Genomic DNA, 21987 nt, shown 5'->3' with positions numbered 1-21987 from the left:
CTTCGCCGGAAAATGCTCTAGGGAAACGTAATCACGTCGGTGAGTTCTGGCTGTCGCTCTTTCCCGAGCCGCCTTTGCTTGGCGGCCAGAATGGTGCCGTTCAATTCGCCGCCGAAGAGGAAGATTGCGCCCAAGGTGTAGAGGAAGATCAGCGCCACCATGGCTGTCGCGAGGCCGCCATAGGTGGAGGCATAGGCGCCCGGATAGAACTCGAGGTACCAGCTGAACCCGAAGCCTCCGAGCAGCCACAAGAAAAGCGTCACGCCGACACCCGGCAGCACGGAGCGGAAGCTGCGCCGTCCGGCAGGGATGAGCTTATGGGCCAATATCAGGCCCACCACAATGACGACGGTGGCGACGCCGATCCGCAAGAAAGCGATCAAGCCGTCGAAGGGCTGTAGCGCCGGTACCCACCGCAGGATCCCGCGCCAGATGAAAGGCCCCAGAACCACGAGAAGAGCCATCGCCATGAGCACGAAGGCGCCGCCGATGACGAAGGCGATGGATTCGAGGCGCGTCAGCCACCAGTCACGGGTCTCGCGCACATTATAGGCGCGGTTCAGACCGACTCTCAGGCTTTCGACGCCACTCGACGCAAAATAGAGGGTCAGCACCACGCCCAAGGTCAGCACATCGCTGCGTCGCCCGGTGAGGATGTGGTGCACCTCCCCGGCAATCGGGCCCGCAATCTCTTCCGGCCATGCTTCGAGAATGAGGTCGGCTACCTCATCAGCCAAGGTGCCAGTGCCGAACACGCCCGCCAGCGCCGTGACCAGGATGAGAAAGGGGAATAGGGAGGTCAGTACCGACAGCGCGATATGGCTTGCGATCGCCCAGGCATCGTGGAGCACGAACCGGTTCATGGTGATCGTCAGCAATTCGAGATAGAGGCGCAGGCGTTTCAACAGTCAGGCTCCAGAGGGCCGGAGATGGTGTGGCGACGAAGAACAGGCAAGCTCGACATGCCTGTCGAGCTTAAAGGGGTTCTTGTCCCTCATCAGCTTTAAACGGCTCTCCTGCCGAACGTTCCAACAGAAAAGGCTTCCCGGAGGAGGCCTTTTGCCGTGGACGACCCATCGATCAGATCACGTATATATCGACGGAGGAAAGACCCTTGCCGGCGCCGAGATTGGCGAACACCACTTGGCCGCCCGAGGCGTTGCCGTTGGAATCGTACCACAGGTTGCCGGTCTTGATGTCGTAACCGATGAAGTCGTTCGAGTCCTTGGCGACGGAGCCGGTCGCAAAGTACGCCTTGTTGAGCGCCCCCGTCTTGGCGAGCTTCTTGAAGACGGCGTTCTCAAGATAGATCGTGTCGTAAGTCGCACTCCAGTCCATGATCCTGTCTTTGTTGGAACTGCTGCTCGGCGCGGTGTTGAACACGAAGAAGTCCTTGCCGGAGCCGCCATAGAGCGTGTCGTTGCCGGCGCCGCCGTAGATCTTGTTGCTGCCGGCATTGCCCTTGATCACGTTCGAGAGCGTGTTGCCGGTCAGATTGATCGCCGCAGAGCCGGAGGCGTAGAGACGCTCCACGTAGGAGGACAGCGCATGGCTGACGCTGGTGGAGACCAGATCCGTTGTGCCGCCCGTGGAGGTTTCCACCACCCGGTCGGACGTGCTGTCCACATAGTAGATGTCGTTGCCTTTTCCTCCCTGCATCAGATCGGCTCCGGTGCCGCCATTGATCCGGTTGCCGTATTCGTTGCCGACGATGGTGTTTGCGAGATTATTGCCGGTCAGGTTGATGGCCTTGTCTCTACCGGCGAGCGCTGTCAGCTTCTCGACATTGGCAGCCAGTGTGTAGCTGACGCTGGTATAGGCCAGATCCGTTCCCGATCCTTCACCGGCTTCTTCGACGATCTGAGTCACTTGGCCGCCATTGGAGGCAACGACATAATAAGTATCGTTTCCACCCTTGCCGATGAGAATGTCGGCTGGGGTTCCAACAGCCAGATACCCGTCGATCACATTGTCCCCGTTACTGCCGGTCAGCGTGTCGTGCCACTTGCTGCCGACCATGTTCTCGATGTTGACGAGCACGTCGCCCGCACCGGCATCTGCGCTGGGATTGCCCGGGTTGGTCTCTCCCTCAGCCAGGTTCATGCTGACATTCACACCCGTAATGGAGGACCAGTAGTAAATCGTATCGATGCCGTTGCCGCCGTCGATGTAGTCGGCACCCGTGAAGCCTTCGATCTTGTCGTTGCCGCCCCCGGCTTCGATGGTGTTGTTGCCACTTGTGCCGTTGATGGTGTCGGCGAAGGCGGAGCCGATCACGTTCTCGACGCTTTGGAACCGGTCGCCCGCCGCATCGCCTGTCGAATCGACGTACGTCCCCAAGGACACAACGACCCCAGCGGTCGCCGTGGCGTAGCTGATCGTATCGTCGCCCTCTCCGCCATAAATCGTGTCCGCGCCGGCGCCGCCGATAAAGATGTTGTTCTGGGCGTTGCCATAGATCGTGTCGTTGAACCGCGTCCCTTCGATGCCCTCGATGGAGTTGTAGGTGTCGTCGGCAGCCCATCCGCCCGCTGGTGCGCCGGCGTTGGTGTTGCCGGGACCCGGCATAACAACAGTGATTGCAGCGCCCGCGTTCTTGTAGGAAACGACATCGGTCACCCCATCGCTGCCCGTATAGGTCTCACTGACGCCTTCGGCTTCAGAGGCCTCGATGATGTTCAGTGCCGGCAAGAGGGCAGACAGCAAGGTGTTGGTCGATTGGGTCGTCATAAGAGGTCCTCGTTAAAGGCTTGAATGGTCTTGAGTCGTGGGCTGCACCAGAGAGACGGTCCCGGTTTTGGCCGGGCACAAACGGCATCCGCAGCCTTTGTTGAAATGTTTCTTTGCCTGCCGTTACGTAATCTGGTGCATGGGTCTTTATTCCCGAGGTCGGGCCTGCGATGTGCTCCTGCGCACACGGGTCTAGACAGGCGTCCTTGAACTGCCGCTCGACAGAAGCGGCTCGGGAGTGGCAGAAGGTCCCATCCTGTTGCCTGGGTTCCGCTCAATGATGGCCTCATCCCCTCTCGCCCGCCTCGCGCCTCCGCTTTTCGTCGTCATCTGGGCGACCGGGTTCATCGTGGCCAGGACCGTTGCGCCCTATGCCGACCCCCTGACCTTCCTCCTGGTCCGGTATCTCCTGGCGCTCCTGGTGCTGGGGCTGATCGTCCTCGCCGTCAGGGCGCCCTGGCCGCGCACGGGGCGGGAATGGGGCAATGGACTGCTTGCCGGCGCCCTGCTGCATGGGTGCTACCTTGGCGGGGTGTTCTGGTCGGTGAAGCATGGACTTCCGGCCGGCATCTCCGCCTTGGTGGCGGGGCTCCAGCCGCTGGTGACGGGGGCATTGGCCGGACCTCTCTTGGGCGAGAGGGTCTCGCCTCGCCGCTGGGCGGGGATCGGCCTCGGGTTCCTGGGAGCTGCGCTCGTCGTGGCGCCAAAGCTGGGTGATGGCGGCGTGCCCGTCTTTCCGCTTGTGATCTGCGTGCTCGGCATGCTCTCGATCACCTTCGGCACGATCTGGCAGAAGCGGGCGGGCAGCGCCAAGGACCTGCGGGTCAACGCCTTCGTGCAATATATCGGCGCGGCGGTCGTGACCCTGCCGATGGTTCTGCTGACGGAACAGGGGCGGATGGAATGGACGCTGCCGCTGATCGGGGGGCTCGCCTGGGCGGTCCTGGGCCTTTCCATCGGCGCCATCGGCCTGCTGCTGTTCCTCATCCGGCACGGTGCCGTCGTCGGTGTGGCGACGCTGCTCTATCTCGTGCCGCCGGTCGCGGCCATCATGGCCTTCGTGCTGTTCGGGGAATCCTTAAGCCTGATCCAGATGGCCGGTATGGCCTGCGCGGCTCTGGGCGTCGCGGTGGCAAGCCGCAGCTGACGACAAAAAGCCCCAGGCGCGAGACCTGGGGCATGCGTCATGAAATGTGAACTTACTTCGTGATCTTCACGGAAACCGGGTCGCTGGCTGGGAACGTTTCTTCCACGCCCTCGTCAAGCAGCTCCTCTTGGTGCTTCTTCTTGTTCTGCTGCTTGTCGTCCTTACGCGTTTCTTTGATGTTCGATTTGCTTCGATCATCCCGCTTATTCTTCATGCCTGTCTCCTTGAGCCGAGAGGTTCTCTGATCGAGACAACGCGGCAGGACAGGCATCGATCCCGACACATGAGGAAAAGGCGACGCTTTCGCGTCGCCCCTTTCGAGCTTACCGCTGGCCCTGCTGCTGATTGACAAAGAAGTCGAAGGGCAGCTCGGCGATCCGGAACCAGGTCAGCTCCTTCTCGCGGAAGGCGCTCCAGGAATCGAACACCTTCTTGAACTTCGCGTTGGAGGCCGCGAGCTCGCCGTAGAGCTTGAAGGCTTCCTTGTAGCTCTGCTCCATCACGTCCCGCGGGAAGGGACGCAGCTGCACGCCCTGGCCCACGAGACGGCGGATGGCATCGGCGTTCTGGGCGTCGTACTTCGCCACGCACATGGCGTTGGCTTCCGCGCAGGCCGCTTCGAGAACCGCCTTGTAGTGCGCAGGAAGCTCGTTCCACTTGCCCATGTTCACATAGAGTGAGGGCTGCGCACCGCCTTCCCAGAAGCCCGGATAGTAATAGTATTGTGCGACCTTCACGAAGCCGAGCTTCTCGTCGTCATGCGGGCCGGAGAACTCGACCGCGTCGAGGGTGCCGCGCTCCAGCGCCGGATAGATATCACCCGCGGCGAGCACCTGGGGCACCACGCCGAGCTTCTGCATGATCTGGCCGCCCATGCCGGCAATGCGCATCTTGAGGCCCTTCAGGTCCTCGATGGACTTGATCTCCTTGCGGAACCAGCCGCCCATCTGGGCGCCGGTCTGGCCCGCCGGAATGGGATATACATTGTAGTCCTTCATGAACTCGCGAACGAGATCGAGGCCGCCGCCGTAATGCATCCAGGCATTGTGCTGGCGCACGTTCATGCCCCACGGCACCGAGGTTTCGAACATGAAGGTCGGATCCTTGCCGATGAAGAAGCTCGACAGGGTGTAGGAGCACTCGATGGTGCCGTTCTGCGTGGCATCGAGGGTCTGGAGCGCACCGACGATCTCGCCGGCCGCGAAGACCTGGATCTGGAACTTGTTGTCGGTGGCGGCTGCCACGCGCTTGGCGATCATCTCGCCTGCGCCGTAGAGCGTGTCGAGGCTCTTAGGATAAGCCGAGGACATGCGCCAGCGAATCTCAGGGTTGGTCTGCGCGACGGCGGGCGAGGCCACAGTAGCGGCAGCAGCTGCCAAGCCTGCGCCTTTGAGAACTTTTCTTCTATCCATGGGAGCTTCCTCGGTCACTTTATTTCGGAAAAGCCATTTGGGCTGAACGATCAATAAAGCGGGAGGCGGGATCGTGTCACTCCGCCTTCCGTCTGAGGTGTCACTTAGGAGTGGACGAGTCCCGAAAAAAGAATCGCCCCGGACAGTTTGCGATTCCGGGGCGATCAGAAAGTGATCGGAGGATCAGCGCTCTTCGGAACCACCCTTCGAGAGGGGACGCCGGTGCTGTCCCTCGCCTGCGCGCGCGGAGCGCTTCGGAGGCTTCTCGTCACCCGTGGAGGATTGCGAGCGCCCGCCGGACTGGCTCGCCGTCGGATGACCGCGCACGAGGGTTCCTTTCGGCACATCCACCGCAGTGCCGGGAGCCGGCACGCGCTTGCGCGAGGTCGCACCGCCGCTCATGCCGGTGGGGCCTGTCTCGGCATCCGTCTGCGCGGAGCGAGGAGCCGGGCTCTTCTGCGCCGTCGTCGTCACGCCCTCCGCGATCTCCTCGTTGGACATCTGGAATCCGGCGTCGTCATCCTCCTCTTCCGGCACTTCCTTGAAGGAGCGGATGCCGGCATTGGAGCCGCTCGTCACGCGGCCATCATCGACGTGATCGATGTCGAGATCGGGATCGAGCTTCTTCGATGCACCCATCACGCCAGTGGCTTTCGCCGCGGCACGCTTGGTGTTGCCGACATCATTGCGCTGGGTGGGGCCCGCCACGAAATCGTCACCGCCCTCGTTCTGAGCCAGCTCGTTCATCACCTCATCCACATCCGGTTCCGGGGGATTTCCGCGCTTGTCTCGCGCCATCGGGTATTCCTCTTCTTAGGTTTAAGGTGGGCTGGAGAAAGCCCGCGACTCTTGAAAAGCAACGACCTGTCGAAAGAGGGGTTCCGGCCCTGCAGCATGCAAACAAGCGGGGCCGGAGATGTTTAGCGGCCAAGCTCCCGCTGTATGATCTCGAGCATGGCGAGATGCTCCCTGATCTGTCCGCGTGCGAGCTTGGCGATGTTGGTCATCTCGCGGCTGCCGGAGCTCTTGAGCTGATCCTCCTGCAGCTTCAGCAGTTTCTGATGGCCCTGAATTTGGAGGGTGACATAATCGCGGTCGAAGGCTGCGCCGGGTTGCGCTTTCGACAGGCGCTCCATGGCGGCGGAATCCTCCTGCGACAATTCAGGAGCGGTCGATGCGGAGGCCTGAGCGCCTGAGGTGGTCGAGGCCGTCGCCGCGGGATCGGCGAAGGTGTGCAGAATATCCGTCAGGTTGTTCTGCTCGCCGATTTCGAATTCGGCGAATTGTTTCAAGCGCGGATTCTGAGCCTTCGACAAGGCGAAGTTCGATTGCTGAAGCGAAACCGTGCTCAGCGCCAGCGCCTGCTGGATGTATTGGCGATCCGCTTGCGATTGCTGCTGGCCCTGCGCTGCGGGCGCGCTGCCGGCTTGGCCCTGCCGCGTGGGTGTTCGCGTATCCTGCGGCGCGCCGCCCTGTTGCGTGCGCTGCTGACGCTGCTCGGCACCCTGGCCGAGCGCCTGATTGGGCTGCGTCTCAGCGGGCTGGGGTGAGACGGGATACGGGATCGCCTGGTTCTGCTGCTGGGCGAGAGCCGGGAGGGTGAACGCGACGGCCATGCCGGCGATCATGAGACGGCGAGAGGACATGGAATTCTCCTGCGATGATCTTTCGTGGCGAACGTCCGCGGGAGACTTTTGTTCGCTACGTCGCCTCGAGAGGAACGAAGTCCGTCCACGCGCGTCCATGGTGAGATGGTCCAATTGATCGGGAAGGAGGCAAGATGCAGGAGCGTGCAACACGCATCATCATGCTCGTGGTCGCGGTGCTGCTCGCGATCCTCGTTCTCCAGCCTTACGTGGACACCTATCTGCTCTCCGCACGCCAGCCGCAGCCAGTCGTGGCGCGTGGCGATCTGTCCGATTTGGAGCGCTCGACGATCCGCGTGTTCGAGACTGTGGCGCCTTCCGTTGTGCAGGTGGTCAGCATGTCCGCGCGGGGAGGCCCTGCGACTGAAGCCGAGCCGTCCGGATCGGGAACGGGCTTTGTCTGGGATGCCGCCGGTCATGTGGTGACCAACGATCATGTGGTGGCCAACGGCGCTGGCTTCGTGGTGCGCCTTGCTTCCGGCGAGGTGGTGCCTGCCGAGGTGGTCGGACAGGCGCCGAACTACGATCTTGCCGTGCTGCGTCTCGGCCGCCGCGGCAGCCTGCCTGCGCCTGTAGCCGTCGGGACCTCGGCCGATCTCAAGGTGGGGCAGACGGCCTATGCCATTGGCAACCCGTTCGGGCTCGATCAGTCGCTGACGACCGGCATCATCAGCGCGCTCAAGCGGCGGCTGCCCACGAGCGGCGGGCGCGAGATCGCAGATGTCATCCAGACCGATGCCGCCATCAATCCCGGCAACTCGGGCGGACCCCTGCTCGATTCCGCCGGACGGCTGATCGGCGTCAACACGGCCATCTTTTCACCCTCGGGTGCGAATGCCGGCATCGGGTTCGCCATTCCCGTCGATGTGGTGAATCGTGTCGTGCCCGAACTCATTCGCAACGGCCGTGTGCCCACGCCCGGCATTGGCATTCTCGCCGCTAATGAGACTCTTGCGGCTCAGCTCGGTGTGACAGGCGTGATCGTTGCCGGCGTGGCGCCGGGCTCGCCTGCGGAGCAGGCAGGATTGCGCGGGGTCGATCCCGCCATGGGCGCCATTGGCGATATCATCGTCGGCATAGGAGATGCGCCTGTGCGGCGCCTGTCCGATCTCACGGATCAGCTCGAGCGGGCTGGAGTCGGGCAAAGTGTGGCGCTGAAGGTCATGCGGGACGATCGCACCCGTACGGTCGAGGTGCGGGTGATCGATGTGGGCGAAGTGGCCCAGCGGCCTCGCCGGCCTTGAACGCTGTCGTTCACAGGCCTGCAATCAGCACCAATCCTTGTCGGAGCTGACTTTCATCCGTTCGGCCGCTTTCCTGATGTCGGAGAGATCGACAGGATCGCTGAACGGGTCTTCGTCGAGCTCCGTCACGCGGTTCAGAATTTTCTGCCACTTCCGCAGCTCGTCGATGTAGGGCTGGTACGGAACGCGCTTGAGAGAGCCGTTTTCCTCGACCAGATCGCACAGGCCGTTGTGCAGCCACTCGCCCGTGTGCCAGTTCGGCATGTCGACAGCCGGAAACAGGCAGACGCCGTGAAGATCGATGCCGTTGCGCACGGCTGCGAGCGATTCCTCCACGATGTCGCACAACCAATCCGGCCGCCCGTCTCGCAGGCCGCTCGTCTCGCCGACGATCATGGGACGGTGATAACGCTCCCACGCATAGCTCAGCAGATCACCGAGAGGGCGGATGCGTTCGTCGTGCGGCTCCAGCGAAGCATGGGGGCCGTGTTCCCGATATTCCATCTGCCCGAACGAGTAGCAATTGACACCGACGATATCGAGCACCTCCGGCGAACCGCCAAGCTCGGGGTGACGAAGGCCGGCGACCACATCCCAGGCGAAGAACGTGTCCTCATAGGTCTCGCGATCCGCCTCGTCCTGAAGGTCCGGCCTGTCGCGGGGGGCGACGACCAGGATCAGGGGATCGATGTGAACCATGCGGGCCTTTGGCTCGACGGCGCGGATGGCCTTCACCGCCGCAATATCGGCGCGGCACAAAGCCAGGCGGAGCTTCTCCCGCTGCTCGTTCGTGGTTCCGAATGGTGCCGTCCAGCCCCATTCGCCCCCCATGAAGGCGAAGAAGGTGATCTCGTTGATGGGCGTGAAGAAATGAGGCCCTCGAATGCGGGGCGTCACATATTCCGCGGCAGCCTGGGCGTAAGCCGCGAAGCGCTCCGCGAAATCGGGTGCGAAAGGATCCACGTCGTCAGGGTATCCGTAATGGCAGAGATCCCAGATCGGCAGGATCTGGTAGCGGTTCATCGCTTCGATGAAAGGATCGAGGGACGAGAAATCGTATCGTCCGCCCTTGTCGACGAACGGCCAAGCTATGCCTTGCCGGGCCACCGCGATGCCGAGCGAGCGCAGGAAAGCGTAGTCTTCCTCCACATGCGCGCGATGCTGCGTTTCCGCGACGAGATCGCGCCGGCCCTGATCCTTCCAGATGAAGGTGGAGCACTCGAAGCCCGACAGAAAGAAGGTGGGAAAGATGCCGGCTCCGCTCGTGGCGGAAGAACCTGTTGCTGGCTCATCGATCGTGTGCAAGGCTGACGTCCTCCTCTGCCGAAGGAACTTCTTCGAATTCCGGAAGCTGAACCGGATATAACCTTCGCAGGGAGGAATTAGTTTCCTAGCGTCCTGAAACCATCCTGCACAACAGCCGTTAGCCCTCGAACCTTCACGAACGGAGGAACGAATGAGTCTCGAAGGCGCCGAAAATTCTATCCTGGTGCAAAGCTCAACTGTCGATCTAGGCGAGGTGTTTCCCGAATATGCAAGAACGAATATCCGCCAAGTGGCAGGAAAGTACTTTGGGCGCTTAAGTGCCGCCTCCGTGCATGTCACCCGCGAGGGCATCACTTATCGATGCACGGTGAATATCCAGATGGGCGCTCTGAAGAAGATGACCGGCGAGGCCAAGAACAAGGACCTCTACGCCGCGTTCCGGCAGGCCTTGCAGAAGGCTGCCAAACAGCTTCGCAGATCCAAGCGTGAACTTCGTGAAGACAAGGCCGAGCGTGTCGACAAGGACGCGCTGCTGCGTGAGAGCAACAGACCGCCGGCTCGTGATGAGGAAGAGTTTCGCGCAGCCGCGGAGTAGAACCTCTTCCTGAAAACAAGAAAGGCCGGATCACCCCGGCCTTTCTCTTTTTCGATATGGGTTCTGTGGCTTAGTTCAACCGCACGCCTTCCGGCGGACGCTCCGTGGTCTTGGTCACGGTGGCGTTGCCGATGGTCAGGCCCATGGGGCCCGCATGCACCGGCACGGTCTCGCCGTCCTTGATCTCACCGGCAAGAATGGCTTCCGCCAGCGGATCCTGCACGTTCTTCTGGATCACGCGCTTCAAGGGCCGTGCGCCATAGGCCGGATCGTAGCCCTTCTCGGCGAGCCACTGGCGAGCTTCGTCGTCGAGCTCGATCGTGATCTTGCGCTCGGCGAGCAGCTTCTGCAGGCGGCCCAGCTGGATGTCGACGATGGCTCCCATCTCCGAGCGCTTCAGCCGGTGGAACAGGATGATCTCGTCCACGCGGTTGAGGAACTCGGGACGGAAGTGGGAGCGCACCGCGCTCATGACTTCATCGCGCACCGCATCGGTATCCTGACCCTCGGGCTGGTTCACCAGATATTCGGCGCCCAGGTTCGAGGTCATGATGATGAGCGTGTTGCGGAAGTCCACGGTACGGCCCTGGCCGTCCGTGAGGCGTCCGTCGTCGAGCACCTGCAGCAGGACGTTGAACACGTCCGGATGCGCCTTCTCGATCTCGTCGAACAGCACCACCTGATAGGGCCTGCGGCGAACGGCTTCCGTCAGCGCGCCGCCTTCCTCATAGCCCACATAGCCGGGAGGCGCGCCGATGAGACGGGCGACCGAGTGCTTCTCCATGTATTCCGACATGTCGATGCGCACGAGCGCGGTCTCGTCGTCGAACAGGAAGGCCGCGAGTGCCTTGGTGAGCTCGGTCTTGCCGACGCCTGTGGGGCCGAGGAACATGAACGAGCCGATGGGCCGGTTCGGGTCCTGCAGGCCTGCACGCGCCCGGCGCACGGCGGTCGAGACTGCTTCCACCGCCTCGCGCTGGCCGACGACGCGTTTGCCGAGATCCTGCTCCATGTGCAGAAGCTTCTCGCGCTCGCCCTCGAGCATCTTGTCGACGGGCACGCCGGTCCAGCGGGAGACAACCTGCGCCACGTGGTCGGGCGTCACCGCCTCTTCCATCAGGCCGCCGCCGTCGGCATTCGCCTCGACATCGGCAAGCTGCTTCTCCAGGCCCGGGATGACGCCGTAGGAGAGCTCGCCCGCCTTCGCCCAGTCGCCGTTGCGCTGTGCCTGGCTGAGCTGGTTGCGGGCCTCATCGAGCTTCTTCTTCAGATCGGCAGCCGTGCCGAGCTTGTCCTTCTCCGCCTTCCAGCGCGCGGTGATGGCGGCCGACTGCTCTTCGAGATCGGCAAGCTCCTTCGTCAGGCGCTCGAGGCGATCCTTGGACGCAGCATCCGTCTCCTTCTTCAGGGCCTCCTGCTCGATCTTGAGACGGACGATCTCACGGTCGATGTTGTCGAGCTCTTCCGGCTTCGAGTCGACCTGCATGCGCAGGCGGGACGAGGCTTCGTCGACGAGATCGATCGCCTTGTCCGGCAGGAAGCGGTCGGTGATGTAGCGGTTCGAGAGCGTGGCCGCCGCAACGAGCGCGCTGTCGGTGATGCGCACGCCGTGATGCTGCTCGTACTTCTCCTTCAGGCCGCGCAGAATCGACACCGTGTCTTCCACGGTGGGCTCGTCCACGAAGACCGGCTGGAATCTGCGGGCAAGCGCCGCGTCCTTCTCCACGTGCTTGCGATATTCGTCGAGCGTGGTCGCACCGACGCAGTGCAACTCGCCGCGCGCAAGCGCGGGCTTGAGCAGGTTCGAGGCATCCATCGCGCCATCGGCCTTGCCCGCGCCGACGAGGGTGTGCATCTCGTCGATGAAGAGGATGATGCCGCCTTCGGCTGACGTCACTTCCTGCAGCACGGCCTTCAGGCGCTCCTCGAACTCGCCGCGATATTTCGCGCCCGCGATCAGCGCGCCCATGTCGAGGGCGAGCAGCTGCTTGTCCTTCAAGGATTCGGGCACGTCGCCATTGACGATGCGCAGCGCGAGGCCTTCCACGATAGCGGTCTTGCCGACGCCGGGCTCACCGATGAGCACCGGGTTGTTCTTGGTGCGGCGCGAGAGAACCTGGATCGTGCGGCGGATTTCCTCGTCGCGGCCGATCACCGGATCGAGCTTGCCCTCGCGGGCCGCCTCGGTGAGATCGCGCGCATATTTCTTCAGCGCATCATAAGCGTTTTCCGCCGTCGCATTGTCGGCCGTGCGGCCCTTGCGCAACGCGTTGATGGCGGCGTTCAACCCTTGAGCGGTCACGCCGGCCGATGCCAGAATCCTGCCTGCCTCGCTATCCTTCTCGACAGCCAGCGCCAGCAGCATACGCTCAACGGTGACATAAGAATCGCCCGCCTTCTCGGCAGCCTTCTCGGCCGTGTCGAAGAAGCGCATCAGCTCGCGCGTCGCCTGCGGCTGCGCGGCGGAGCCAGAAACCTTCGGCTGCTTGGCGAGCCATTGCTCGACAGCAGCATGGGCATCGCGCGAGCGACCGCCCGCACGGTCGATGAGACCGGAGCACAGGCCCTCAGGATCGTCGAGCAGAACCTTCAGGACATGACCAGGGGAGAGCTGCGGGTGTCCTTCCCGCATGGCCAGATTTTGCGCAGCCTGAACGAAACCCCGGGCGCGCTCGGTGTATTTTTCGAAGTTCATGTTGTCATCCCTCCTCAGGCTCGCCCGCCCTCTTCGGAGGCACAGGCCAGCCCTGCGATGTCGGACCTCCCGATGGAAGCATCCGCCGCGCTTAAGGTGGGGACATTAATCCGGAACAGCAAGAGGGGAACCCCATGTAAGCCCTCGCATTGACCCTGCACGTGATTTCAATGGATTCGAGGAGGCTTCCATGACGCGCGATCCGCGCTCAGATGCCGAGAAAGCCCGCGCCGACCTGGCGCGCAATGCAGAGTTAGGACTCGCCGTGCCCGAGAGCCCCCTGGAGGAGCAGCCCTCCGTGACTCCTCAGACCTTCGGCGAGACGACCAAACGCGGACGGGTGCTCAGAGGTGGCGAAGGCGCCGGAGCTGTCACGGCCGAGGAGCAGGATATCGGCGATTCCACCGGTACCATGAAGACCTCCCGCGACATCCCTGAAAACCGTCAGAACGTCGAAACCCCGCCCACCCATCGCAGCGACCGGAGCGATGGCGTGCTTTCGCGCGCAAAGGAGTAATTCACGATGGCATTTTCCGATTTTCTTGCCCGCCTCAATCCCAAGAAGCGCAAGGCCGAAAAGGCCCGCCAGGAGCTGATGGCCAATGCCGAGAAGGCGCTTCGCATGAAGCAGGATGCAGGCCCCCAGACGAACATTCCTGAGCACCAGACTCCCAATGAGGGGATGCAGAAGGATCCGCATATGGTGGAGTTCGACCGCACCAGCGGCCGCGAGGCCGGCTTCACGCCCCAGCTGAAGCGTTCGAAGGTCGCCCGCTCGGGGGATGCTTCTTAAAAGTCTCGTGCAGATTTTCGGTGAGAGAGCCCTGCCGGCACCCGGCAGGGCTTTTCCTTCGTGCGACTCTCCGTCATCCCCGGGCTTGGCCCGGGGATCCACGTCTTTGCAGCAGTTGAAAGCGTGGATGGCCGGAACTGACCCCCGGATCGGGTCCGGGAATGGCCAAGACGGACAAGGGAAACAACCTCAGGAGGTCTCTTGCTCCAGGCCCATGCGCCTCTTATCGGTATGGCATGAGCATCCGCATCGCCTCCCTCCAACGCTATCCTGTGAAGGGCCTGTCGCCCGAGACACTGGAATCCTCCACCCTCAGCAAGGGAGGGTATTTCCCCGGCGACCGGCTTTTCGCCATCGAGAACGGTCCGGCCGGGTTCGATGCGCAAAACCCGCAGCACCAGCCCAAGATCAAGTTCCTCATGCTCATGCGCAACGAGAGCCTGGCGCGGTTGAGGACACGCTATCTCGACCGGATCACGACGCTCTTCATCGAGGAGGGTGGGCGTGAGGTGGCCCGCGGCGATCTCTCGACGCGGGAAGGGCGGCTCGCCATCGAGGCCTTCTTTCGCCGCTATATGCCGAAGGAGCTGCGCGGTCCGCCGAAGGTGCTGACGGCTCCGGATGGCTTCCGCTTCACCGATTCCCGGCGCGGCTTTGTCTCGCTCATCAATCTCGCCAGCGTGCGGCAGCTGGAGAACGTGGTTGGCGCGCCCGTCGATCCCTTGCGCTTCCGTGGCAATGTTCACATCGACGGACTGGAGCCTTGGGCGGAGTTCGGTCTCGTGGGCCAGGTGCTCACCACGGGCTCCGGTGTGCGGCTGAAGGTGACGAAGCGCATCGAAAGGTGTGCCGCCACCAATGTGGACCCGGACACCGGCATCCGCGATCTGCAAATCCCGAAGAACCTGATGGAGGCTTACGGGCATTTCGACTGCGGCATCTATGCGGAAGTTCTCAGCGACGGGAGCATCGCGGTCGGCGATCACTTCGAGACGGAACAGGCGACGCTGGCCTTGTGAGTAGAACGCAAAAAGGGAGAGCCAGGCTCTCCCTTTTTCATACTTATCGCACGTTTCCAGCCGTTACTCGGCGGCGGGGGTTTCCACGTCCGGTGCGAAGTTGCTTGCTTCGTCGCCCGCGCTCTCGACCACATCGCGGCGGGTGCGGCGGGTGCGGCGGCGCGGACGCTCATCAGCGACGGGCTCGCCACCGAAATCCAAGGTCGGAGCCGCGCTCTGATCCTCAGCGGCCACGGGCGCGGAGCGCACCGGGTTCGTCAGGAAGGCCGGCAAGCTGCCTGTGTCGGAGGCATCGGCCTCTTCACGGCGGCGGTCGCGCTGGAAGCGCTCACGGCGCTCTCCACGCTCCGGACGCTCGCCGCGCTCGGGACGATCGCCACGCTCGAACCGGGACGGCCGCTGTTCGCGCTGCTCGCCTTCACCACGGCCCTCGAAGGGCTGATCGTCGCGCTGGAAATCCTGACGGGGGCCGCGATCGCGCTGGAAGCGCTCACGACGGTCCTGACGGTCTCCACGATCCTGGCGCTCCTGGCGCTCGCCACGATCCTGACGCTCGCCGCGTTCGGGGCGGTCGCCGCGGTCGAAGCGGGAGGGGCGCTGCTCGCCTTCGCCGCGCGTCTCATAGGGCTGCGGCTGGGAGCCGAAATCCGTGTCCTCGCCATTGCCGGCACCGGCGCGCTCGAAGCTCGGGCGCTCGCCTTGAGCAAAGCCCTCTTCGTCGCCTTCCTCGTCGAAACGCTGCTGGTAGCCATACTGCTCACGCAGCTGCTCCTGGGCGGCGGCGATGATGCGGTAATAGTGCTCGGCATGCTGGAAATAGTTTTCCGCCGCCACCGGATCGCCGCTGGCCTGAGCATCTCGGGCGAGCTGGCTGTATTTCTCGGCGATATGCTGAGCCGTGCCGCGGATCTTCACGTCCGGGCCGTTCGACTCATAGCTCTTGGTCAGGGGATTCGGCCCCTTGTTTCCGTTGTTGCGGTTGCGACCGCGCATACGCCTGTTTTGTCCTGGTCTCATTTTTTGCTCTACGAGCCTCGCTGGTTCTTAAAGCCCACGCGATATGCAAGCCAATGTTCACCGAACGGGCTCGACGCCCACCGTTCGCGTGGCAAACCGTCTGTCGTTCAGTCAAGACGCTCAATCGTGCGCCTGACTATCCTTCAGTATCGGGTTCAGATGATCGCGCCCGGCTGTTCAAAAGCCCCTGCCTGCGCGATGGATATCGTTTGGTCTTCCGGCATGCTCCCCTCGGGAGCTACCGTTTTCTTACGACCGAGGACGATCTCTATGATCGAATCTAGCGGGTTCCTCCCGGTCCAACAAGCCATTTTTCAGCTTTTACCCCCGCCTGAGGCAAGAATGCCTCACCCTGCATGGTCAAGGATGCCTCATGGCAACACATCGGGGGTTGTTAGATAGATCGTGTGCGACTTTGAGGATTTCAAGGCCATGAGTTGCGGCCAAGCTTCGTAAATCTTCGGCTTGGTCATAGCCGATCTCGACCACCAGAAGCCCGCCGGGAACCAGGAGGCGCTTCGCCTCGCCGAGCAGGATTCGATAAGGCTCCAGTCCATCGGGGCCGCCATCGAGAGCAAGGACCGGATCATGCTCCCGCACCTCCTGGTCAAGGGTCGGAATGACCGGGGACGCGATATAGGGCGGGTTGGAGACGATCAGGTCGAAGCGGCCCGCAATCGCATCCGCCCAGTGGGACAAGGCGAAAAAGCTGCGCCGGCCCACGCCGTTGGCCCAGGCGTTCCGCCGGGCGGTCCTGAGGGCGCCGGGCGAGAGATCCACCCCAAGTCCGGTGGCCTGGGGCAGCTCGTGCAGGAGGGCGACGAGCAGGCAGCCCGAGCCGGTGCCGAAATCCGCCATGCGCAGAGGTATTTGCCGATCAGGCAGGAGGTCGAGCGCCGTCGCCACCACGGTTTCCGTGTCCGGGCGCGGCACGAGAGTCTCAGGTGAAAGGGCAAAGGGCAGGCCCCAGAACTCCCGCTCCCCGACGATTCGCGCCACCGGCTCATGGGCGAGTCGGCGGCGGGTGACGGCCTCGAACCGATCGGCCTCATCGGTGGTCAGCGGCACATCGGGGTTGGTGATGAGCTCTGTTGCCGGGACGTGCAGAACCGACAGAAGGAGGAGGCGCGCGTCCAGGGCAGCCGTTTCGAAACCCGCTTCGGAGAGTGTCCGGCGCAGGTTCCTGAGGGCCTGGGCGCGGGTGAGGGCGCTCACGCCGGAATGCCCTGCCGATAGCGTTCGAGACGCTCTTCCAGCGTGCCGGTGTGTAGCTCGAACAGGTGGTTGTCGTGATCGTAGAAATAGAGCGAGTGCCCTTCGCCCTCGACGCGGGGACGTGATTCGCGGAATTCCAGCCCGAGCTTTTCGATGCGTGCGCGATAATCATCGATAGCCGAGGCCGGAATCTTGAAGGCGATGTGATTGTAGGTGCGCGAGGGCAGGCTCTCGCCTTCCATCACGGCAATCCAATGTCCGCCGACGATGAAGAACTTTTCGCGCGAGAGCGAGAAGGTCTCGTCGCGGGACGAGTAGATCTCTTTGCCGTCGAGCACCTGTTCGACGATCGCGGTCATGCATGCGAGATCGCTGGTGATGAGCGTGATATGGCTCAATCCTTCGATCTTGCCCTCGGTCATGCGGCCTGATCCTGATCGGCGAGCTGGGCTGCCTGATGCTCGGTGATCAGCGCATCGATCAATTCGTCGAGCGCATTGCCGGCCATCACTTCCTCAAGCTTGTAGAGCGTGAGGTTGATCCGGTGATCCGTCACGCGCCCTTGCGGGAAGTTGTAGGTGCGGATGCGCTCGGAGCGGTCGCCGGACCCAACCTGGGATCTGCGGTCGGCGGCACGTGCCGCATCCTTCGCCGTGCGCTCGGCGTCGTAGAGACGCGAGCGCAGGAGCGCCATGGCGCGCGCACGGTTCTTGTGCTGCGAGCGTTCGTCCTGCACGAACACCACGGTGCCTGTCGGGATATGCGTGATGCGGATCGCCGACTCGGTCTTGTTCACGTGCTGACCGCCGGCGCCCTGCGCACGCATGGTGTCGATCTTCAGATCCGCATCGTTGATGACGATATCGACATCTTCCGCTTCCGGCAGCACGGCGACGGTGGCGGCGGAGGTGTGAATACGCCCTTGCGTTTCCGTGTCGGGGACGCGCTGCACGCGGTGCACGCCGCTCTCGAATTTGAGCCGCGCGAACACGCCGCGCCCTTTGACTTCGGCCACCACTTCCTTGTAGCCGCCGGCCGTGCCTTCGCTCTCGGAGACGATCTCGACCTTCCAGCCTTTGAGGTCCGCATAACGCGTATACATGCGCAGCAGATCGCCCGCGAACAGCGCGGCTTCGTCACCACCCGTGCCGGCGCGGATTTCGAGGATCGCGCTCTTTTCGTCGGCTTCGTCCTTCGGCAGCAGCATGATGCGCAGATCCTGCGCCGCCTTCTCAAGGTCCTCGCGCGCCTGCGGCAGCTCTTCCTCGGCGAGCTTGCGCATCTCGGTATCGGTCGAAGGATCCTCGATCAGCGATTGAAGACCATGCAGGTTGTCTTCCATCGCGCGATAGGCGCGGATCGCGCCCACGACGCCGTCGAGCTCCGCGAGCTCGCGCGACAATGCGACGAAGGTTTCCGGATCGGGGCCGGCATTGAGCGTCGCCGTGATGATGTCATGGCGGGCAAGAATAGCGTTCAAGCGGTCGGAAGGAGGGGCAATCGTCATCAGACCGGGATACCACGGCTTTCGGCAAATTGAGCAAGTTTCGGGCGCAGCGTATCGCCGCTTCCGGCATTTTCCAGTTCGTCATGAAGGAAGGCGTTGAGCTCGGCGATATCGAGCGCGAGCAGCATGGCTTTCACCGGTCCGATGGCGGCCGGCGACATGGAGAGCGAGCGGAAGCCAAGGCCGAGCAGCGTCATGGCTTCGAGGGGACGGCCGCCGATTTCGCCGCACAGGGTCACCTGGCAGCCCGAGGTCTGCGCTTGTTCCGCCACGAGCTTCAGGGCGCGCAGCATCGGCGCGCTCAACGGATCGAAGCGATCCGCCACGCGCCGGTTCTCGCGGTCGATGGCGAAGAGAAACTGCATCAGGTCGTTGGAGCCGATGGAAATGAAATCGGCCCGCTCGCAGATTTCCTTGAGCTGGAACAGGAGCGAGGGCACCTCGAGCATCACGCCGAGCTTCAGATCCGAGGGCAGGGTGTGGCCGTGATGCGAGAGATAGCTCTTTTCGCGCTCCACGATGGTTCTGGCGCGCTCGAACTCGTCGCAGGTCGCCACCATCGGGAACATGAGCTTCAAGGGCCGCCCGGCGGCAGCCTTGAGGAGCGCGCGCACCTGCGCGCGCAGCAGGCCGGGACGGTCGAGGCCGATGCGAATCGCGCGCCAGCCCAAGGCCGGGTTCTCTTCTTCGACCGCCTGCATGTAGGGCAGGATCTTGTCGCCGCCGATGTCGAGGGTGCGGAAGGTGACGGGTCTCTCGCCGGCCTCTGCGAACACGGCGCTGTAGAGCGCCTGCTGATCGGAGGCGGACGGCATCTTCTCCGCGATCATGAACTGCAGCTCGGTGCGGAACAGTCCGACGCCGGCAGCCCCCGTCTCGGCGAGATGAGGCAGGTCGACGAGAAGGCCCGCATTCAGCTGCAGCGTGATCTCGACGCCATCCTTGGTGACGGAGGGCACGTTGCGCAGCTTGAGATACTGCTCCTGGCGCTTGGCGCGAAGCCGTGCCTTTTCGGCATAGGCGGCTTCCACGTCGGCATTGGGCCGGATCTGCACCTCGCCCGCCGCGCCATCGACGATGATGGCATCGCCCGGCTCGGTGAGCGAGGTTGCGTTCGACACCTCGCCCACAGCGGGAATGCCCAGCGCCCGCGCCACGATGGCGATGTGGCTTGTCGGACCGCCTTCCTCCAGCACCAGGCCCCGCAGGCGCGAGCGGTCGTAATCGAGGAGCGCGGCCGGGCCCATGGAGCGGGCGACGATGATGGCATTGTCGGGCAATGAGCTGCGCTCGGCCACCATGTCGCGCCCTACGAGGCGGAAGAGCAGGCGGTTGGCGAGATCGTCGAGATCGTGCAGGCGCTCGCGTAGGTAGGGATCCGTCTGGCGCAGCATGCGGGCGCGGTTGTCGGATTGCACCCGTTCCACGGCCGCTTCGGCGGTGAGGCCCGAAGCCACGGCCTCGCGCATGCGGCGCAGCCAGCCCTGATCATGGGCGAACATGCGGAAGGTTTCCAGCACCTCGCGGTGCTCGCCGTGATGGGCCACGTCGCCCCGCTCGATCAGCTCGTCGATGGAGACGCGCACCTCGCCGATGGCCTTGTCCAGGCGTTGGAGTTCCGCCTCGACGTTCTCGGCAATCAGGTTCTTGATGACGACCCGCGGCTCATGCAGCACCACGTAACCGAGGCCCACGCCGTCGGCCAGCGCCGTGCCCTTCTGGTAGACAGGGCGGCGCAGGGCGATTCCGGTGTCCACGGGAGCAAGCGCCTGCAGTTCGCCGGCGGCCAGCATCTCGGAGACCACCATGGCCGTGGTCTGAAGCGCCTCGACCTCTTCTTCCGTATAGATCCGGTAGGTGCGGTTCTGGACGACGAGGACGCCCAGCGTATTGCCGGCCCGCAGCAGCGGCACGCCGAGGAAGGCGTGGTAGATCTCTTCGCCTGTCTCGGGCTTGTAGGAGAAGGCCGGATGGCTCTGGGCGTCGGAGAGGGCGAGCGGCTCGGCCGTGGAGGCGATGAGGCCGACGAGACCTTCCCCCGAACGCATGACGGTCAGGTGGACGGCCTCCCGGTTCAGGCCTTCCGTGGCGAACAGCTCAAGGACCCCATCGCCGCGCATCACATAGACGGAGCACACCTCCGCCACCATGTTGGCGGCGATTTGCCTGACGATCTTGTCGAGGCGGTCCTGCGCTCCTACCGGCTCCGCCATAATCTCGCGGAGGCGGCGCAGCAGAAGGCGCGGACCGCCGGGAGCACTTGGCATGAGCTTTCAGGTTCCCGTCCTTCGGAGCCGGCGAGCCGAACCGGCGGTTGTCCAACGAGTGTTGCAGCCCGACTGACCGGACGTCAATCGGCCGACCCTCGATTAGGCCTTATCCAGGCCGTATAGCGAGTGGAGCGTGCGGACGGCAAGCTCCGTATAGGCCGAGTCGATCAAAACCGAGAACTTGATCTCGGAAGTGGTGATGGCCCGGATGTTGATGCCCTTTTCGGCCAAGGCCTTGAAGGCCTTCGCCGCGACGCCTGCATGGCTGCGCATGCCGACGCCGATGGCGGAGACTTTCACCACATCGGTGGCGCCCTGAAGGTCCCGGAACTCGATCTCGTTCTTGTGGGCGTTCAGCACCGCGCAGGCCCGCTCGTATTCGGCGGACGGGACCGTGAAGGTGAGATCCGTGGTGGTGGTGTCGTCCGAGACCACCTGGATGATCATGTCCACGTTGATGTTGGCCTCGGCCAGGGGCACGAAGATCGAGGCGGCGATGCCCGGCTTGTCGGCCACATTCCGCAACGTAATCTGGGCTTCGTCGCGCGAATAGGCGATGCCCGTGACAACCTGCTGTTCCATGATGTCTTCCTCGTCGCAGATGAGGGTGCCGAGCTTGGGATCGGCGGGATCGTCGAAGCTGGAGCGCACATAGGTCGGCACCCGGTACATCATGGCGAGCTCGACCGAGCGCACCTGGAGCACCTTGGCCCCCAGGGAGGCCATTTCCAGCATTTCCTCGTAAGAAACCTTATCCAGGCGCTGGGCCTTCGGCACAATGCGCGGATCGGTGGTGTAGACGCCGTCCACGTCGGTATAGATGTCGCAGCGCTCAGCCCTGATGGCGGCGGCCAGCGCCACGGCGCTGGTGTCCGAGCCGCCACGACCCAGGGTCGTGATGCGTCCCGTTTCCTTGTGGACACCCTGGAAGCCGGAGACGACAGCAACTTCCTTATGCCTTTCAAAGCCTTCGCTGATGCCGGAGCCGTCGATATCGGCAATCCGGGCCGAGCCGTGGGCGTCCGAGGTCATGATCGGGATCTGCCAGCCCTGCCAGGAGCGGGCCTTGAGCCCCATTTCCTGCAGGGCGATGGCCAGGAGACCCGAGGTCACCTGCTCGCCCGAGGCGACGACCACGTCGTATTCCTTGCCATCGTAGAGGGCGTTGGCCTCCTTCACCCAGCCGACCAGCTCGTTGGTCTTGCCGGCCATGGCCGAGACCACCACGGCCACGTCGTAGCCGGCCTCGACCTCGCGTTTGACATGCCGCGCCACGTTGCGGATGCGCTCTACATTGGCGACGGATGTACCGCCGAACTTCATGACAAGACGGGGCATGCGAAGAAGGCCGTGGGTTAAGGGAAATTTTTGCCCTTCGCGACGCGAAAAGGCGCGTATACATGACCGTAGGGCCGCGCGCTGTCAACGCGC

Annotated in this window: 20 protein-coding genes; 6 read left to right on the top strand and 14 right to left on the bottom strand. The window is 63.4% G+C overall.

Annotated features, from left to right (window positions below; genetic code table 11):
* Window positions 1-17: 17 nt before the first annotated feature.
* Together AA309_RS04850 and AA309_RS31680 are read right to left on the bottom strand one after the other, a co-directional pair.
* Window positions 18-905: a YihY/virulence factor BrkB family protein gene (locus AA309_RS04850; RefSeq protein WP_244470261.1), complete on the bottom strand. Its 888-nt coding sequence runs from the start codon at window positions 903-905 to the stop codon at window positions 18-20.
* Between the two features lie 175 nt (window positions 906-1080).
* Window positions 1081-2730 (bottom strand): calcium-binding protein, encoded by a 1650-nt coding sequence (locus AA309_RS31680; protein ID WP_052954481.1) that lies wholly within the window; start codon window positions 2728-2730, stop codon window positions 1081-1083.
* Window positions 2731-3007: 277 nt separating this feature from the next.
* Here AA309_RS31680 and AA309_RS04840 point away from each other — a divergent pair, with 277 nt between their 5' ends.
* Complete coding sequence (locus AA309_RS04840; protein WP_244470260.1) at window positions 3008-3877, top strand: DMT family transporter; 870 nt, start codon at window positions 3008-3010, stop codon at window positions 3875-3877.
* A 52-nt stretch (window positions 3878-3929) separates the two neighbouring features.
* Here the strand turns inward: AA309_RS04840 and AA309_RS35750 are convergent, their stop codons facing one another.
* From AA309_RS35750 to AA309_RS04825, 4 genes are all read right to left on the bottom strand, one after another.
* A complete protein-coding gene (locus AA309_RS35750) occupies window positions 3930-4091 on the bottom strand; it encodes a hypothetical protein (protein ID WP_200901946.1) in 162 nt (53 codons plus the stop codon).
* A gap of 109 nt (window positions 4092-4200) precedes the next feature.
* Window positions 4201-5289, bottom strand: a complete 1089-nt coding sequence (locus AA309_RS04835; RefSeq protein WP_047187849.1) for a TRAP transporter substrate-binding protein — start codon at window positions 5287-5289, stop codon at window positions 4201-4203.
* A gap of 183 nt (window positions 5290-5472) precedes the next feature.
* Complete coding sequence (locus AA309_RS04830; RefSeq protein ID WP_047187848.1) at window positions 5473-6087, bottom strand: hypothetical protein; 615 nt, start codon at window positions 6085-6087, stop codon at window positions 5473-5475.
* A gap of 122 nt (window positions 6088-6209) precedes the next feature.
* Window positions 6210-6935 (bottom strand): DUF4142 domain-containing protein, encoded by a 726-nt coding sequence (locus AA309_RS04825; protein ID WP_047187847.1) that lies wholly within the window; start codon window positions 6933-6935, stop codon window positions 6210-6212.
* Between the two features lie 134 nt (window positions 6936-7069).
* Here AA309_RS04825 and AA309_RS04820 point away from each other — a divergent pair, with 134 nt between their 5' ends.
* Entirely contained in the window at window positions 7070-8179 is a 1110-nt protein-coding gene (locus AA309_RS04820; protein WP_047187846.1) for a S1C family serine protease, read from the top strand.
* Window positions 8180-8203: 24 nt separating this feature from the next.
* On the opposite strand, the gene AA309_RS04815 is transcribed toward AA309_RS04820, so the two are convergent.
* Window positions 8204-9484, bottom strand: a complete 1281-nt coding sequence (locus AA309_RS04815; RefSeq protein WP_084730873.1) for a glycoside hydrolase family 1 protein — start codon at window positions 9482-9484, stop codon at window positions 8204-8206.
* A gap of 151 nt (window positions 9485-9635) precedes the next feature.
* Between AA309_RS04815 and hpf the strand changes: the two genes are divergently transcribed.
* On the top strand, window positions 9636-10040 hold the full coding sequence (hpf, locus tag AA309_RS04810) for a ribosome hibernation-promoting factor, HPF/YfiA family (protein ID WP_047187845.1): 405 nt from the start codon (window positions 9636-9638) through the stop codon (window positions 10038-10040).
* 70 nt (window positions 10041-10110) lie between these two features.
* Here the strand turns inward: hpf and clpB are convergent, their stop codons facing one another.
* Entirely contained in the window at window positions 10111-12735 is a 2625-nt protein-coding gene (gene clpB, locus AA309_RS04805; RefSeq protein ID WP_047187844.1) for an ATP-dependent chaperone ClpB, read from the bottom strand.
* Window positions 12736-12925: 190 nt separating this feature from the next.
* On the opposite strand from clpB, the gene AA309_RS04800 reads away from it, so the two are divergent.
* The 3 genes from AA309_RS04800 (at window position 12926) to AA309_RS04790 (ending at window position 14547) form a co-directional block, all read left to right on the top strand.
* Window positions 12926-13252, top strand: coding sequence for a hypothetical protein (locus AA309_RS04800; RefSeq protein ID WP_047187843.1), 327 nt, complete (start codon window positions 12926-12928; stop codon window positions 13250-13252).
* Between the two features lie 6 nt (window positions 13253-13258).
* Window positions 13259-13528: a hypothetical protein gene (locus AA309_RS04795; RefSeq protein WP_047187842.1), complete on the top strand. Its 270-nt coding sequence runs from the start codon at window positions 13259-13261 to the stop codon at window positions 13526-13528.
* 236 nt (window positions 13529-13764) lie between these two features.
* The gene (locus AA309_RS04790) at window positions 13765-14547 is read left to right on the top strand and encodes an MOSC domain-containing protein (protein WP_047187872.1); all 783 of its coding nucleotides are present in this window, start codon (window positions 13765-13767) and stop codon (window positions 14545-14547) included.
* Between the two features lie 63 nt (window positions 14548-14610).
* Here the strand turns inward: AA309_RS04790 and AA309_RS04785 are convergent, their stop codons facing one another.
* The 6 genes from AA309_RS04785 to AA309_RS04760 all read right to left on the bottom strand — a co-directional run bounded on the left by AA309_RS04785 (window position 14611) and on the right by AA309_RS04760 (window position 21894).
* Window positions 14611-15564 carry a DUF4167 domain-containing protein gene (locus AA309_RS04785; protein ID WP_052954480.1) on the bottom strand — a complete coding sequence of 318 codons (954 nt, stop codon included), beginning with the start codon at window positions 15562-15564 and terminating at the stop codon, window positions 14611-14613.
* Window positions 15565-15924: 360 nt separating this feature from the next.
* The gene (gene prmC / locus AA309_RS04780) at window positions 15925-16779 is read right to left on the bottom strand and encodes a peptide chain release factor N(5)-glutamine methyltransferase (RefSeq protein WP_047187840.1); all 855 of its coding nucleotides are present in this window, start codon (window positions 16777-16779) and stop codon (window positions 15925-15927) included.
* Window positions 16776-17201, bottom strand: coding sequence for a FosX/FosE/FosI family fosfomycin resistance hydrolase (fosX, locus tag AA309_RS04775; RefSeq protein ID WP_047187839.1), 426 nt, complete (start codon window positions 17199-17201; stop codon window positions 16776-16778). The genes prmC and fosX overlap by 4 nt, the downstream gene beginning before the upstream one ends.
* A complete protein-coding gene (gene prfA / locus AA309_RS04770) occupies window positions 17198-18286 on the bottom strand; it encodes a peptide chain release factor 1 (RefSeq protein ID WP_047187838.1) in 1089 nt (362 codons plus the stop codon). Before prfA ends, fosX begins: the two co-directional genes overlap by 4 nt.
* The gene (gene ptsP / locus AA309_RS04765; protein ID WP_047187837.1) at window positions 18286-20553 is read right to left on the bottom strand and encodes a phosphoenolpyruvate--protein phosphotransferase; all 2268 of its coding nucleotides are present in this window, start codon (window positions 20551-20553) and stop codon (window positions 18286-18288) included. Before ptsP ends, prfA begins: the two co-directional genes overlap by 1 nt.
* Before the next feature lie 102 nt (window positions 20554-20655).
* Window positions 20656-21894: an aspartate kinase gene (locus tag AA309_RS04760; RefSeq protein WP_047187836.1), complete on the bottom strand. Its 1239-nt coding sequence runs from the start codon at window positions 21892-21894 to the stop codon at window positions 20656-20658.
* Window positions 21895-21987 lie beyond the last annotated feature (93 nt).

This window comes from Microvirga vignae (genome assembly GCF_001017175.1).
Classification (GTDB): Bacteria; Pseudomonadota; Alphaproteobacteria; order Rhizobiales; family Beijerinckiaceae; genus Microvirga; species Microvirga vignae.
This window is presented reverse-complemented; position numbering and strand designations above follow the sequence as displayed.